The sequence below is a fragment of the Bradyrhizobium guangdongense genome (genome assembly GCF_004114975.1).
Classification (GTDB): Bacteria; Pseudomonadota; Alphaproteobacteria; order Rhizobiales; family Xanthobacteraceae; genus Bradyrhizobium; species Bradyrhizobium guangdongense.
In genome coordinates this window covers 205,498-218,514 of sequence record NZ_CP030051.1, presented here as the reverse complement: position 1 = coordinate 218,514, position 13,017 = coordinate 205,498, and the positions used below count along the sequence as shown (strand labels likewise).

General features: G+C 63.9%; 16 protein-coding genes. 11 read left to right on the top strand and 5 right to left on the bottom strand.

Translation table 11 applies throughout. The annotated features are described in order from the left end of the window. Positions 1–8 precede the first annotated feature (8 nt). Positions 9–494, bottom strand: coding sequence for a protein-export chaperone SecB (secB, locus tag X265_RS01025; protein WP_128963229.1), 486 nt, complete (start codon positions 492–494; stop codon positions 9–11). A 411-nt stretch (positions 495–905) separates the two neighbouring features. On the opposite strand from secB, the gene X265_RS01020 reads away from it, so the two are divergent. The 3 genes from X265_RS01020 to X265_RS01010 are packed head-to-tail and all read left to right on the top strand — an operon-like array spanning position 906 to position 3,674. Further along, entirely contained in the window at positions 906–1,610 is a 705-nt protein-coding gene (locus X265_RS01020) for a Tim44/TimA family putative adaptor protein (protein ID WP_128963228.1), read from the top strand. Continuing rightward, positions 1,588–3,087: a murein transglycosylase A gene (gene mltA / locus X265_RS01015; RefSeq protein ID WP_164938360.1), complete on the top strand. Its 1,500-nt coding sequence runs from the start codon at positions 1,588–1,590 to the stop codon at positions 3,085–3,087. The genes X265_RS01020 and mltA overlap by 23 nt, the downstream gene beginning before the upstream one ends. Then, positions 3,084–3,674: a Smr/MutS family protein gene (locus X265_RS01010; RefSeq protein WP_128963227.1), complete on the top strand. Its 591-nt coding sequence runs from the start codon at positions 3,084–3,086 to the stop codon at positions 3,672–3,674. The genes mltA and X265_RS01010 overlap by 4 nt, the downstream gene beginning before the upstream one ends. Before the next feature lie 83 nt (positions 3,675–3,757). Here X265_RS01010 and X265_RS01005 read toward each other — a convergent pair whose 3' ends face one another. From X265_RS01005 to hslV, 4 genes are read right to left on the bottom strand one after another with little or no spacing between them, the layout of a single operon-like run. Next, a complete protein-coding gene (locus X265_RS01005) occupies positions 3,758–4,882 on the bottom strand; it encodes a hypothetical protein (protein WP_128963226.1) in 1,125 nt (374 codons plus the stop codon). A 28-nt stretch (positions 4,883–4,910) separates the two neighbouring features. Next, positions 4,911–6,215, bottom strand: coding sequence for an ATP-dependent protease ATPase subunit HslU (hslU, locus tag X265_RS01000; protein ID WP_128963225.1), 1,305 nt, complete (start codon positions 6,213–6,215; stop codon positions 4,911–4,913). 52 nt (positions 6,216–6,267) lie between these two features. Then, a complete protein-coding gene (locus X265_RS00995; protein WP_128963224.1) occupies positions 6,268–6,876 on the bottom strand; it encodes a DUF2585 domain-containing protein in 609 nt (202 codons plus the stop codon). Positions 6,877–6,878: 2 nt separating this feature from the next. Next, complete coding sequence (gene hslV, locus X265_RS00990; protein WP_128969091.1) at positions 6,879–7,439, bottom strand: ATP-dependent protease subunit HslV; 561 nt, start codon at positions 7,437–7,439, stop codon at positions 6,879–6,881. Positions 7,440–7,681: 242 nt separating this feature from the next. On the opposite strand from hslV, the gene hisB reads away from it, so the two are divergent. From hisB to X265_RS00950, 8 genes are all read left to right on the top strand, one after another. After that, positions 7,682–8,275: an imidazoleglycerol-phosphate dehydratase HisB gene (hisB, locus tag X265_RS00985; protein WP_128963223.1), complete on the top strand. Its 594-nt coding sequence runs from the start codon at positions 7,682–7,684 to the stop codon at positions 8,273–8,275. A gap of 67 nt (positions 8,276–8,342) precedes the next feature. Beyond that, positions 8,343–8,873, top strand: a complete 531-nt coding sequence (locus tag X265_RS00980; protein ID WP_128963222.1) for a DUF2628 domain-containing protein — start codon at positions 8,343–8,345, stop codon at positions 8,871–8,873. After that, positions 8,870–9,520 (top strand): imidazole glycerol phosphate synthase subunit HisH, encoded by a 651-nt coding sequence (hisH, locus tag X265_RS00975; RefSeq protein ID WP_128963221.1) that lies wholly within the window; start codon positions 8,870–8,872, stop codon positions 9,518–9,520. The genes X265_RS00980 and hisH overlap by 4 nt, the downstream gene beginning before the upstream one ends. A 160-nt stretch (positions 9,521–9,680) precedes the next feature. Continuing rightward, positions 9,681–10,418 (top strand): 1-(5-phosphoribosyl)-5-[(5-phosphoribosylamino)methylideneamino]imidazole-4-carboxamide isomerase, encoded by a 738-nt coding sequence (hisA, locus tag X265_RS00970; RefSeq protein ID WP_128963220.1) that lies wholly within the window; start codon positions 9,681–9,683, stop codon positions 10,416–10,418. A 9-nt stretch (positions 10,419–10,427) separates the two neighbouring features. After that, on the top strand, positions 10,428–11,201 hold the full coding sequence (gene hisF, locus X265_RS00965) for an imidazole glycerol phosphate synthase subunit HisF (protein WP_128963219.1): 774 nt from the start codon (positions 10,428–10,430) through the stop codon (positions 11,199–11,201). Between the two features lie 79 nt (positions 11,202–11,280). Further along, positions 11,281–11,604 carry a phosphoribosyl-ATP diphosphatase gene (locus X265_RS00960; protein WP_128963218.1) on the top strand — a complete coding sequence of 108 codons (324 nt, stop codon included), beginning with the start codon at positions 11,281–11,283 and terminating at the stop codon, positions 11,602–11,604. 35 nt (positions 11,605–11,639) lie between these two features. After that, the gene (gene coaA, locus X265_RS00955; protein WP_128963217.1) at positions 11,640–12,596 is read left to right on the top strand and encodes a type I pantothenate kinase; all 957 of its coding nucleotides are present in this window, start codon (positions 11,640–11,642) and stop codon (positions 12,594–12,596) included. Positions 12,597–12,692: 96 nt separating this feature from the next. Then, a complete protein-coding gene (locus X265_RS00950; RefSeq protein WP_128963216.1) occupies positions 12,693–12,932 on the top strand; it encodes a hypothetical protein in 240 nt (79 codons plus the stop codon). Positions 12,933–13,017: the final 85 nt, after the last annotated feature.

Here is a 13,017-nt window from a genome sequence, read left to right as displayed (position 1 = left end):
CTCGCAGTCTAGGCCTGGCCGGCCGGCTGCTGGGCGGCCATTTGCCGCTCCATGTTCTGGCGATAGAGACCGACGAAATCGACCGGATCGAGCATCAGGGGCGGGAAGCCGCCGTCGCGCACAGCGGTCGCAATGATCTCGCGGGCGAACGGGAACAACAGCCGCGGGCACTCGATCATGACCAGCGGATGCAGGTTCTCCTTCGGCACGTTCGCGATGCGGAACACGCCGGCATAGGCCAGCTCGAACGAGAACATCACCTTGCCAGCAGTCTCGGCCTTGCCCTCGACCGTCAGCGTCACCTCGAACTCGGTTTCGCTGAGATTATTGGCGCCGACATTGATCTGGATGTTGATCTGGGGCGGCTGGCTCTGCGGCTGGAGCGAGCTCGGGGCGTTCGGGTTTTCGAACGAGAGATCCTTGGTGTATTGCGCCAGCACATTGAGCTGGGGAGCCTGGGCCGCCTCGGGAGGGGTGCCGTTACCGTTGGTCATCAGAGTGTCTCCTTACCCGATTGGGGCTGAATTTCGCGGCGGTTGGCTAACATAGGGCTGCCTCATTCCACAAGGACGAACGGGTTCAGAGGGACGATCCCGGCCGCGCCTACAACTGTGACGTTTGCCCCGCCCCGAACACCAAATACCACGTTAAATGCTTGAAGATGCGCGATTTCCACCCATGATCGGGTTTCCCCTTAAGGATAAAACGCGCTACACTTCCCGCTGTGCCAAAAGGCGCCATTGGCCGGGCCAAATTTCGTGCCTACATCCAGCGGACATGACGCGCGGGCCAAAATGGTGATGTAGTCTTGCCGTTCGGGTATGGAACGGTCTACTGGCCGGATCGATTTTTCCCGGCAGCGACCCCAAAGCAGACCTGAGTTCAAGACCAGAAAGCGACACGACGTGGACATCTACACCATCATCTTTCTAGCGCTGGCGGTCTTTATCTTTCTGCGGCTGCGCAGCGTGCTGGGGCAGCGGACCGGCAATGAGCGGCCGCCGTTCGACCGCACGGCCCGCAATGCGCTCGGGGGTGCCCCGGACAAGAACGTCGTGACTATGCCGGGCAAGGTGATCGACCAGCCGCCGCTCGCCCCGACAGCCGAGCCGACCCCGCCTTCCGACCGCTGGAAGGGCCTGGCCGAGCCTGGCACCGCACTGGCCCAGGGCCTCGATGCCATCGTCGACAAGGATTCCACCTTCGACCCGCGTCATTTCCTCTCGGGCGCACGCGGCGCCTATGAGATGATCGTGCTGGCCTTTGCCAATGGCGACCGCCGTGCCCTGCGCGACCTCTTGTCCTCGGAGGTCTATGAGAGTTTTGACGCCGCGATCAGGGAACGCGAGAAGAACGAGCAGAAGACCGAGACCCGCTTCGTCTCGATCGACAAGGCCGAGCTCGTCGGTGCCGAGCTGCGCGACCGTACCGCACAGCTGACCGTGCGCTTCGTCTCGCAGATGATCTCGGTCACCCGCGACAAGGCCGGCAACATCGTCGACGGCAATGCCGACAAGGTCGCCGATATCACCGACATCTGGACTTTCGCCCGCGACACCACCTCTCGCGATCCGAACTGGAAGCTGGTTGGCACCGGAAGCGCGAATTAAGAGCTTTCTGAAGAACGGCGCGACGACGCTTTGCGCAGGCCTCGTCGTGCTGTCGTCGTTTTCGCTCGGCGCCGAGGCGGCGCGGCGCCACTACCGCAGCCATCATCATCGCCTCCCTGAAGCCGCCGCGATCCCGCCGCGCCCGCTACCCTATCCGCAGCTGCCTCTCCCGTTCGAGATTCCCGGCGCGCAATATCTGCCGTTGACCTGGGCCGACGTGAAAGGCTGGAGCGACGACGATCATCTCGCGGCCTACAAGACCTTTCGCGCCAGCTGCCGACCGATCAACGCGCAGACGGGTGCGCCCGAGCCGAAGGCACTGGGCGGCTCGTTGAGCGAGCCTTGCCGCGTCGCCAAGACGCTCGACGTGACCGACGATTCCAAGGCAAAGGCCTTCTTCGAAGAAAACTTTTCGCCGCTGCGCATTTCGCGCCTTGGCGAGCCCGACGGCTTCGTCACCGGCTATTACGAGCCGGTGCTGGAGGGATCGCGCACCCAGACCGAGGTCTACAACGTGCCGGTCTACCGCCGCCCCTCGAACCTGTTCGTGCGCGGCTTCAATCAGGCCTCGGTCAGCCTGCCCAACAAGGGCCCGGTCTATCGCAAGATCGGCCGCCGCAAGCTGGTGCCCTATTACGATCGCGGCGAGATCGAGGACGGCAAGATCGCCGGCCGCGGCCTCGAGATCGCCTGGCTGAAGGACCCGACCGATCTCCTGTTCGCGCAGATCCAGGGCTCGGCGCGGATCAAGTTCGACGACGGGACGACGATCCGGCTCAACTACGATTCCTATAACGGCTATCCCTACACCGCCGTCGGGCGCGTCCTGATCGAGCGCGGCATCATTCCGAAGGAAGAGATGTCGATGCAGAAGATCAGGGAGTGGATGGCGCAAAACCCCGACGGTGCCAAGGAGCTGCGGCGCCAGAACCGGTCCTATATCTTCTTCCACGAGGTCAATCTGTCCGACAAGGACGAGGCGGTCGGTGCGCAAGGCATCCCGCTGACGGCCGGCCGCTCGATCGCGGTCGACAAGTCGCTCCACGTCTACGGCACGCCCTTCTTCATCGAGGGCGAGCTGCCGATCGAGTCCGACCGAGCCAAGACGCCGTTCCATCGGCTGATGATCGCGCAGGACACCGGCTCGGCCATCATCGGTCCCGCGCGCGCCGATCTCTATTTTGGCGCGGGTGCGGAGGCCGGCCGCCTCTCGGGGCGGCTGCGCCATCCCATGCATTTCGTGATGCTGGTGCCGAAGAGCCTCGATCCGAATTTGCGCGCGGCGCGGCTGCCGGTGCCGGATCCGCGACCGTCGGAAAAGATCGCAAAACTGTTTCCGCAGGGCGATCCGGCCAAGGACCCCAAGGCCGAGACCGTGGCCATTGCCGGCCCGGTGCCGTTGCCGGCGCCGCGTCCTGTGATAGAGCCTGTGCGCGAACCACGCAGGCACATGAAAACCCGTTCCCGCCAGCAATGATGCGATCGTCCCGTCCGCCCGTGCTGGATTCGCGTCCCCCGCCGCGCCGCCGTGGCTTAAGCGAGGAAGATCGCGAGCTGTGGGACCTCGTCGCAAAACAAGTCAAGCCGCTGCGAAAGCACCGTGCGACGAAGGTTCATGCCACGCCGCGCGCCGAGCCTGCGCCCGCAATGGCTGCTGCCAAGCCTGCGCCATCGCAGCGGCCATTGGCTGCGGCTCCAGCCCCGCGTCCGTCCAAACCGGCGATGCCGCCGCTCGCCCCGCTCGGCAAGCGCGAGCGGACAAAACTGTCGCGAGGCCGCAGCGAGATCGAGGCGCGGCTTGATCTGCACGGCATGACCCAGATGCGCGCGCACCGCGCCCTCACCGGCTTCCTGCACCGCGCCCATCACGACGGCCTGACCTTTGTGCTCGTCATCACCGGCAAGGGCCGCAGCGGCGGCGAAAGCGGCGTGCTTCGCCGCCAGGTACCGGAATGGCTGAGCCTGCCGGAGTTTCGCGCCTTTGTGGTCGGATTCGAGGAAGCAGGCATCGGCCATGGCGGCGAAGGCGCGCTGTACGTGCGGATCCGGCGGGCGAGATATTAGGGGATCAAGCGAGCCTCAGGCTCCTCTTGCCTCTCCCGCTTGCGGGAGAGGGGGCGCACTGCCTGTGTGGCTACTTATGATCCCTAAAACGGCCGGACGATTCCGACCCGCGGGATCAGCGTGACGATCAGGCCGAAGACATTCGTCTTCCGATCCTCTTCCGGAATCGGCGCTGTCTCCTGCTTCGCCGGCAGCATCTTCACCGCATGCAGGATCAGGACCATGCAGACCGCCCAGTTCGAGATCCAGCGCGAATAGTCGAACACCATCGCAAACATCACGAGATAGGCGAGGTTGACGCCGACCAGCGCGGCGATGACGAGCCTGCGGTGGGTCTCGCTCGCGAGGGCCGCGATCAGCTTCGCAAAATAGCGCCATAGCGGCGTATGCAGCCAGATCAGCAGGGCGAACACGGGAATGCCGAGGCTGTTGTGCGGCAGCCAGGCCCAGGTGTCGGTAATTTCCTTTGCCAGCGGTTGATACCAGATATAGGCGAATTGCAGCAGATCGTTACGCGAGGGATCGGCCATCCGGGTCTTCAGATAGGCGACGAAATCCGCTTCCGGGATTGGCATCGTTCCCAGGAATTGCGCGGCGAAGAACAGCGCGGACACCAGCACGAATGCGATGACGCCGAACGCGACATTGCCGCGAGTGAGGCCGTAAACAAGATAGTGCCTGGTCACGACGATGGTGATGATTGTCGGCACATACATCAGGAGATGGATGTGGTGGATCAGGACGAGCACGATCGAGAACAGCGCCGCCGTCGCGACGAACAGCATCGATCCCGCGGGCATCAACAGCAGGATGATCGCAAGCGCGCAGCCATAGATGTCGAAATGGCCGAGCGTGTGCATGAAGTTCTTGAAGAAGAACGGCGAGCCCGCGATGAAGACGAACAGCGGCAGCGTCTTCGCCGTGAATCCGAACGTCTTCTGAAACAGTCTTGCGTAGAGCCCGAGCGTGACGAGCCATGTCGCCCCGCCGAGCGCGAACACCAGCCACACCGGCACCTTGTCCGTGAACAGCGCAACGATCGCCCCGATCAGCGCGCGTTTGATGAAGCCGAAATGGTAGTCGACGAGGAGATGGATATAGGGGACGTAAGGCGGCAGCTGGATCTTGTGCACGAGCACGCCGGCGATCACCGCCGCGTTGATCGCGAGCAGGAGTCGCCAGGGGTTTTGCAGGATGCGCGCGGTCACGCCGCATCCATAGCGCGGCAGGCCAGAATTACAAAATGAAGCGGCTCAGATCGGCGTTCTTGGCGAGGTCGCCGACGTGCTTCTGGACGAAATCGGCATCGACCTTCACGGTTTCCCCGCTGCGGTCCGGGGCGGTGAAGGAGATTTCGTCCAGCACCCGCTCCATCACGGTCTGCAGCCGCCGCGCGCCGATGTTCTCGACGGTGGAATTGACGGCGACCGCGACGTCGGCCAGCGCGTCGATGGCGCTGTCGGTGATGTCGAGGGTGACGCCCTCGGTCTGCATCAACGCGACATATTGCTTGATCAGCGAGGCCTCGGGCTCGGTCAGGATGCGCCGCATGTCGTCACGGGTCAGGGCCTGCAGCTCGACGCGGATCGGCAGCCGGCCCTGCAATTCCGGCAAGAGGTCGGACGGCTTTGCGACGTGGAAGGCGCCTGACGCAATGAACAGGATGTGGTCGGTCTTGACCGCGCCGTGCTTGGTCGAGACCGTGGTGCCCTCGATCAGCGGCAGGAGATCGCGCTGCACGCCCTCGCGCGAGACGTCGCCGCCGACGCGGCCGTCGCGGGCGCAGATCTTGTCGATCTCGTCGAGAAACACGATGCCGTTGTTCTCGACCGCGCTGATCGCCTCCAGCGTCAGCTGGTCGGTATCCAGCAGCTTGTCGGATTCCTCGTTGACGAGGATCTCGTGCGAGCCTTCCACCGTCAGCCGCCGCGTCTTGCTGCGGCCGCCCAGCTTGCCGAAGATGTCGCCGATCGAGATCGCGCCCATCTGCGCGCCCGGCATGCCCGGGATCTCGAACATCGGCATGCCGCCGCCGGAGTACTGCGTCTCGATCTCGATTTCCTTGTCGTTGAGCTCGCCGGCGCGCAGCTTCTTGCGGAAGGATTCGCGTGTCGCCGAAGAGGCATTGGCACCGACGAGCGCATCGAGCACGCGCTCCTCGGCGGCGAGCTGGGCGCGGGCCTGCACGTCCTTGCGCTTGCGCTCGCGCACCTGGGCGATCGCCACCTCGACGAGATCGCGCACGATCTGCTCGACGTCGCGGCCGACATAGCCGACCTCGGTAAATTTTGTCGCCTCGACCTTCAGGAACGGCGCGTTTGCCAGCTTGGCGAGCCGGCGCGCGATCTCGGTTTTGCCGACGCCGGTCGGGCCGATCATCAGGATGTTCTTCGGCAGAACCTCTTCGCGCAGGGAGCCGGAGAGCTGCTGCCGGCGCCAGCGGTTGCGCAGTGCGATCGAGACGGCGCGCTTGGCGTCGCCCTGGCCGACGATGAAACGGTCGAGTTCGGAAACGATTTCGCGGGGGGAAAAGTCTGTCATGGGACCTTAGCTAGGATTGGAAGCCGGCGGCGGCAAGCCGCTTTTTTGGCCGTCAGATGATCGGCGGACCGGATTGCCATTGCTTCACGGCCTCGATCGGATGAATCAGCATCAGGATGTTGAGCGTCAGATTGTCCCGGATGTGCAGCGCCAGCATGATCTCGAAGGCGAGCCCGAGTGCGACGGTCGCCGCGACAGGCAACACGCGGGCGGTGAGGAACCCCAGCACCATGAACATTGTGTCTGAGACCGAGTTGACGATGCTGTCACCGTAATAATCCAGCGAGATCGTGCCGGCGCGATAGCGTTCGATGATCAATGGCGAGTTCTCGACGATCTCCCAGGCGCCCTCGATCAGCATGGCGATGATCAGCCGTGCCGGCCAGCCAAGACGCCGCGAGAACAAGAGCCAGGTCAGCCCATAGAACAGGAAGCCGTGCAGCACGTGCGAAAAGCTGTACCAGTCGGCGATGTGCTGGGAATTCTCCGAGCTGTTCACCACGCCATGCCACAGCTTGACGTAACCGCAGGTGCAGATCGGCACCCGCCCCATCGCGAACAGGATCGAGGCCTGCAGCGCCAGCAAGAGCAGCGCGATGCCGACCCACACGGGCGGCGGGATCGCGGGCCGGGTCGGGCTGGCGCTTTGGGCCACGGCCATCCCTAGCCGGCCGTCAGTGCTTCGACGGTGACGTTGCGGTTGGTGTAGACGCAGATGTCCGCGGCGATGTCGAGCGAGCGGCGGACGATGGTCTCGGCGTCCTTGTCGGTGTCGAGCAGGGCCCGGGCCGCGGCCAGGGCGTAATTGCCGCCGGAGCCGATCGCCATGACGCCGGCCTCGGGCTCGAGCACGTCGCCGGTGCCTGTGAGAACCAGCGAGACGTCCTTGTCGGCAACGATCATCATGGCCTCCAGCCGGCGGAGATAGCGGTCGGTGCGCCAGTCCTTGGCGAGCTCCACGGCGGCCCGGGTCAGTTGCCCCGGATATTGCTCGAGCTTGCTCTCCAGCCGCTCGAACAGCGTGAAGGCGTCGGCGGTGGCGCCGGCAAAGCCGCCGATCACGTCGCCCTTGCCGAGCCTGCGGACCTTCTTGGCGTTGGACTTGATCACGGTCTGGCCGATCGAGACCTGGCCGTCGCCGCCGACCACCACCCTGCCGCCCTTGCGGACCGTTAGAATCGTGGTGCCGTGCCAAACCGGCGAGCTGTTCTGGGAATCTTGCATCATGACCCTCGTTGTCCCGCCTGATTTAGGCGGTCGGAGCTAAGGGCACAACGGGCCGTTCCGGGCCGAATTTCGCTCACCATAGGCAGAAGTAGAGGCCCGGCCAGCGTTCCCGCAGTAGCGAAGGCGTCATTTGGCTGTTAAGAGACTGGCGTTTTCGGCTCAAAGAGCATGATCCGGAAAAGTGGGTACCGGTTTTCCGACAAGATCATGCTCAAAACTAAAGTGGAAACCGATTTTCCATGCGCACCGCGACGATCAAGCGCAAGACCAAGGAAACCGACATCGAGGTCTCCGTGAACCTCGATGGCACGGGCGTGGCCAATATCGCGACCGGCATCGGCTTTTTCGACCATATGCTCGATCTCCTCGCCCGCCATTCCCGCATCGACCTCACGGTCAAGGCGGTGGGCGATCTGCACATTGACTATCACCATACCACCGAAGACACCGGCATCGCGCTCGGCCAGGCGGTCAAGCAGGCGCTCGGCAACATGGCGGGCATCACCCGCTATGCCGGCGTGCACATGCCCATGGACGAGACGCTGACGCGCGTGGTCATCGACATCTCAGGCCGCCCGTTCCTGGTGTTCAAGGCCGACTTCCCCCGCGACAAGATCGGTGAGTTCGACACCGAGCTGGTGCGCGAGTGGTTCCAGGCCTTCGCCATCAATGCCGGCGTGACTCTCCACGTCGAGACCCTATATGGCGATAACAGCCACCATATCGCCGAGTCCTGCTTCAAGGGCCTGGCGCGGGCGCTGCGCACCGCCGTTGCGATCGACCCCAAGGCGGCGGGTGAAATCCCCTCCACCAAGGGCTCGCTCGGCGGCTGACATCTCCGCCGGTCAACGAACGCCGCCGGCGGCCTTGACTTGAATTCTCGAGCACGGGGCATCGACAATGCCTGTCTACACAGTTCATGCTCCCACCCCAGGCGGGGCCGATCTGCGCGCGACCGACAAGTTCGTGTTCGTGCGCGACGGCTTCCATTTCTGGGCGATGGTCTTCGGCCCGCTCTGGCTGCTCTGGAACAGGCTCTGGCTGGCGCTGATCGGCTGGATCGTCTTTCTCGCCGCGTTCGATGCCGGGCTGTCCAGCCTCGGCGTCGGTCGCCGCTCGATTGTCCTCGCCAATATCATCGTCGCGCTCCTGATGGGTTTTGAGGCCTCGACCCTGCGCCGCTGGACACTGTCGCGGGGCAAATGGCGGCAGCTCGACATCGTCGTCGCCGACGACCACGACACCGCCGAGCGCCGTTTCTTCGAGCGATGGAGCGAAAAACAGCGCGGCATCGTCAACGATCAATGGGCCGTCGATCGCGGCGGGCCGCCGCCGACCCGGGGTGTACCGGGCCAGCCATTTTCGAGCCCGCCGCCGATTCCGGCCGGCGGCATCATTGGATTGTTTCCAGAACCGGGAGGGTCAAGATGAGCGTCGCCATCATCGATTACGGTTCCGGGAATCTGCATTCCGCCGCCAAGGCGTTCGAGCGCGCCGCGCGCAGCCTGGAGAATCGGCAAAAGGTGTTCGTCACCAGCGATCCCGACCAGGCCTATGAGGCCGATCGTCTGGTGCTGCCTGGCGTCGGCGCCTTCGCCGATTGCCGGCGCGGGCTCGATGCGGTCAACGGCATGGTCGAGGCGATCACCGAAGCCGTGCGCGTCAAGGCGCGGCCGTTCTTCGGCATCTGCGTCGGCATGCAGCTGATGGCGAGCCGCGGCAAGGAGCACGTCATCACCGAAGGCCTGAACTGGATCGGCGGCGATGTCGAGAAGATCACGCCGCGCGACGAGAGCCTCAAGATCCCGCACATGGGCTGGAACACACTCGATCTGCTGCAGGAGCATCCGGTCCTGAACAAGCTGCCGCTGGGTCCCAAGGGCCAGCACGCTTATTTCGTGCACTCCTACCACCTCAACGCCGCCAATGAAGCGGACGTGCTCGCGCGCGCCGATTACGGCGGGCCGGTCACCGCGATCGTCGCGAAGGACACCGCCATCGGCACTCAGTTTCACCCCGAGAAGAGCCAGCGCTTCGGCCTCGCCCTGATCTCGAACTTTTTGCGATGGAAACCGTGAAGGTCGTTTCGATTTCCAGCTCGTCATTGCGAGCGCAGCGAAGCAATCCAGAATCTTTCCGCGGTGGCAGCCTGGATTGCTTCGTCGCTTCGCTTCTCGCAATGACGGAGTGCATACGTGATAGTTCCGTCTCCAAGCGCGGGACGGCAGAAGGTCTGACATGATTCTCTTTCCTGCCATCGATCTCAAGAACGGCCAGTGCGTGCGCCTCGAGCAAGGCGACATGGCGCGCGCGACCGTGTTCAATCTTGATCCCGCTGCCCAGGCGCAGAGCTTTGCCGAGCAAGGCTTTGAGTATCTCCACGTCGTCGACCTCGACGGTGCGTTTGCCGGCAAGCCAGTGAATGCGCAGGCAGTCGAAGGGATGTTGAAGACGATCAAGATCCCGGTGCAGCTCGGCGGCGGTATTCGCGATCTCAAGACCGTCGAGGCCTGGCTCGACAAGGGCATCACCCGCGTCATCATCGGCACCGCCGCGGTGCGCGATCCGGAGTTGGTGAAGGCTGCCGCGAAGAAATTTCCCGGCCGTGTGGCTGTTGGGCTCGACGCGCGCGACGGCAAGGTCGCGGTCGAAGGCTGGGCCGAGACCTCGCAGGTCACGGTGCTGGAGATCGCACAGCGGTTCGAAGATGCCGGCGTCGCCGCCATCATCTTCACCGACATCGCCCGCGATGGCCTGCTTAAGGGCCTCAACCTGGATGCGACCATTGCGCTCGCCGACGCCATTTCGATCCCCGTGATCGCCTCCGGCGGTCTCGCTTCGATCGAGGATGTGAAAGCCATGCTGACGCCACGCGCGAAAAAGCTCGCCGGCGCGATCGCCGGCCGCGCGCTCTATGACGGCCGGCTCGATCCCGCTGCCGCCCTCACCTTGATCCGCAACGCACGCACCGCCTAGGAGAGAAAAATGTTCAAGGTGCGCGTGATCCCCTGCCTCGACGTCAAGGACGGCCGCGTCGTCAAGGGCGTCAACTTCGTCGACCTCAGGGATGCTGGCGATCCCGTCGAGGCCGCGATCGCCTATGACGCCGCCGGCGCCGACGAGCTGACCTTCCTCGACATCACCGCGACCCATGAGAACCGCGGCATCATGCTGGACGTGGTCCGGCGCACGGCGGAAGCCTGCTTCATGCCCGTGACTGTCGGTGGCGGCGTGCGTGAAGTCGACGACATCAAGACGCTGTTGCGCGCCGGCGCCGACAAAGTCTCGATCAACAGCGCGGCGGTGTCGCGGCGCGAGTTCGTCAAGGAAGCCGCCGAGAAGTTCGGCGAGCAGTGCGTCGTGGTCGCGATCGACGCCAAGCGGGTCAAGCGCCCCGGCGGCGACCGCTGGGAGATCTTCACCCATGGCGGTCGCAACTCGACCGGGATCGACGCGATCGAATATGCCCAGGAAGTGGTCTCGCTCGGCGCGGGCGAGATCCTGCTCACCTCGATGGACCGCGACGGCACGCGGCAGGGTTTTGACATTCCGCTAACCCGCGCGATCGCCGACACCGTTCCGGTGCCCGTGATCGCCTCGGGCGGCGTCGGCAATCTCGACCATCTCGTCGACGGCATCCGCGACGGCCATGCCACCGCCGTGCTGGCGGCTTCGATCTTCCATTTCGGGGAATTCACCATCCGTGAGGCCAAGGAGCACATGGCCCGGCGCGGCCTGCCCATGCGCCTGGATGCCTGACGACTCCTGTCCATAAAAATGCTACACAGGCCGGTGGGACTGTGCCTCCTGGCCTCTGAGTGTTTGTCGAGTCATTCCTATGCCGCGTTTCACCATCCACGATCTCGCCGACACCATCGATGCCCGCGCGGCCTCCGGTGGCGAGGCCTCCTATACCCGCAAGCTTCTCGACAAGGGCGCCGAGCATTGCGCCAAGAAGTTCGGTGAAGAAGCAGTCGAAACCGTAATCGCAGCAGTCGAAAACGATCGCGCGCATCTGATCGCTGAAAGCGCCGACCTGCTCTACCATTTCCTTGTGCTGCTCAAGGCGCGCGGCGTAAAGCTGGAGGAGGTCGAGCTGGCGCTGGACAAGCGGACCAATATGTCGGGATTGGAAGAGAAGGCCTCGCGCAAAGGCACGTAGGCAAGGGCGAACAGATCGCAACGGAAAGGTCGGTCATGGATATCCGCGCACCCGAGCAGCAGTATAATCCATACCGCGTCTATTCGCGCGAAGAGTGGGCGCGTCTGCGCGACGACACGCCGATGACGTTGGAGCCCGGTGAGTTCGACCGCCTGCGCTCGCTGCACGACCGCCTCGATCTCAAGGAAGTCGAGGACATTTATCTGCCGCTGTCGCGCCTGCTCTCGATCTATGTCGATGCGATGCAGCGCCTGTACTACGCCGAGCGCCAGTTCCTCAACATCCGCGACCGCAAGGTGCCCTACATCATCGGCGTCGCCGGTTCGGTCGCGGTCGGAAAATCCACCACCGCCCGCGTGCTGCAGGCGCTGCTCGCGCGCTGGTCGCCGCGTCCGAAGGTCGACCTGATCACCACCGACGGGTTCCTCTACCCGAAGGCCCTGCTCGAGCAGCAGGGCATTTTGCAGAAGAAGGGCTTTCCGGAGAGCTACGACCTGCCGCTGCTGCTCAATTTTCTGTCCGACATCAAGTCGGGCCGCCGCCATGTGCGCTCGCCGGTCTATTCGCATCTGACCTACGATATCGTGCCGAACGAGTGGGCCGAGATCGACCAGCCCGACATCCTGATCGTCGAGGGCGTCAACGTCCTGCAGACCGGCAAGCTGCCGCGCGACGGCAAGGCAGTGCCCGTGGTCTCCGACTTCTTCGACTTCTCGGTCTATATCGACGCCGACGAGGAGGCGCTGCGGCGCTGGTACATCAAGCGCTTCCTGGCGCTGCGGGACACCGCGTTCACCAATCCAAAATCCTACTTCAACCGTTACGCCCTGCTGTCGGACGAGGAAGCCATCGCCACCGCCACCGCGATCTGGGAGCGCACCAACCTCGCCAACCTCGAGGACAACATTTTGCCGACGCGGCCGCGCGCGACGCTGATCCTGAAGAAGGGCGCCGATCACGCGGTGGAGAGCGTGGCGCTCAGGCGGCTCTGAGTTTGGTGAGCCTTAGCTGAATTTTCAGGTTGGGTGTCATTTGTTGCAGACCGGTTGAGGGTATTGCGTTATGGCCTTCGAAAACGCGAGGGGCCAATGGTTGATCGTCTCAAAAGCGCTGCGGAACAGCTGGAAGCACCGATCTGCCCAGACTGCCATATCGAGATGAGGTGGTACCGTTCGGAATTGCTTGCGGACGAGCCGGTTCCGATCATCGCGCATCTCTTCGTGTGTCCGCATTGCAAGCGCGCCGCGCAGACCGACACCGTTTTTAGGGGAACTCAGGGGCCGCCTGACAAGCTCTCCGCGCCGCGCTTTTCCGCTTACGCCGCTTGACGGCACCCCTCGCTGCGCTGTCGCTCGCAACATCCCGGCTGAGAGCAATCGTTCTCTCCTTGAGGCCAGGAGAGGTACAATCGTA

Excerpts from the sequence above, each read along its gene's own strand:
- hisA (WP_128963220.1), top strand. The coding sequence starts at position 9,681 with ATGATTCTCTTTCCTGCCATCGATCTCAAGAACGGCCAGTGCGTGCGC.
- hslV (WP_128969091.1), bottom strand. The coding sequence starts at position 7,439 with ATGCAAGATTCCCAGAACAGCTCGCCGGTTTGGCACGGCACCACGATT.
- X265_RS00950 (WP_128963216.1), top strand. The coding sequence starts at position 12,693 with ATGGTTGATCGTCTCAAAAGCGCTGCGGAACAGCTGGAAGCACCGATC.
- coaA (WP_128963217.1), top strand. The coding sequence starts at position 11,640 with ATGGATATCCGCGCACCCGAGCAGCAGTATAATCCATACCGCGTCTAT.
- X265_RS00960 (WP_128963218.1), top strand. The coding sequence starts at position 11,281 with ATGCCGCGTTTCACCATCCACGATCTCGCCGACACCATCGATGCCCGC.
- X265_RS01010 (WP_128963227.1), top strand. The coding sequence starts at position 3,084 with ATGATGCGATCGTCCCGTCCGCCCGTGCTGGATTCGCGTCCCCCGCCG.
- secB (WP_128963229.1), bottom strand. The coding sequence starts at position 494 with ATGACCAACGGTAACGGCACCCCTCCCGAGGCGGCCCAGGCTCCCCAG.
- hisB (WP_128963223.1), top strand. The coding sequence starts at position 7,682 with ATGCGCACCGCGACGATCAAGCGCAAGACCAAGGAAACCGACATCGAG.
- hslU (WP_128963225.1), bottom strand. The coding sequence starts at position 6,215 with ATGACAGACTTTTCCCCCCGCGAAATCGTTTCCGAACTCGACCGTTTC.
- hisH (WP_128963221.1), top strand. The coding sequence starts at position 8,870 with ATGAGCGTCGCCATCATCGATTACGGTTCCGGGAATCTGCATTCCGCC.
- hisF (WP_128963219.1), top strand. The coding sequence starts at position 10,428 with ATGTTCAAGGTGCGCGTGATCCCCTGCCTCGACGTCAAGGACGGCCGC.
- X265_RS00980 (WP_128963222.1), top strand. The coding sequence starts at position 8,343 with ATGCCTGTCTACACAGTTCATGCTCCCACCCCAGGCGGGGCCGATCTG.
- X265_RS00995 (WP_128963224.1), bottom strand. The coding sequence starts at position 6,876 with ATGGCCGTGGCCCAAAGCGCCAGCCCGACCCGGCCCGCGATCCCGCCG.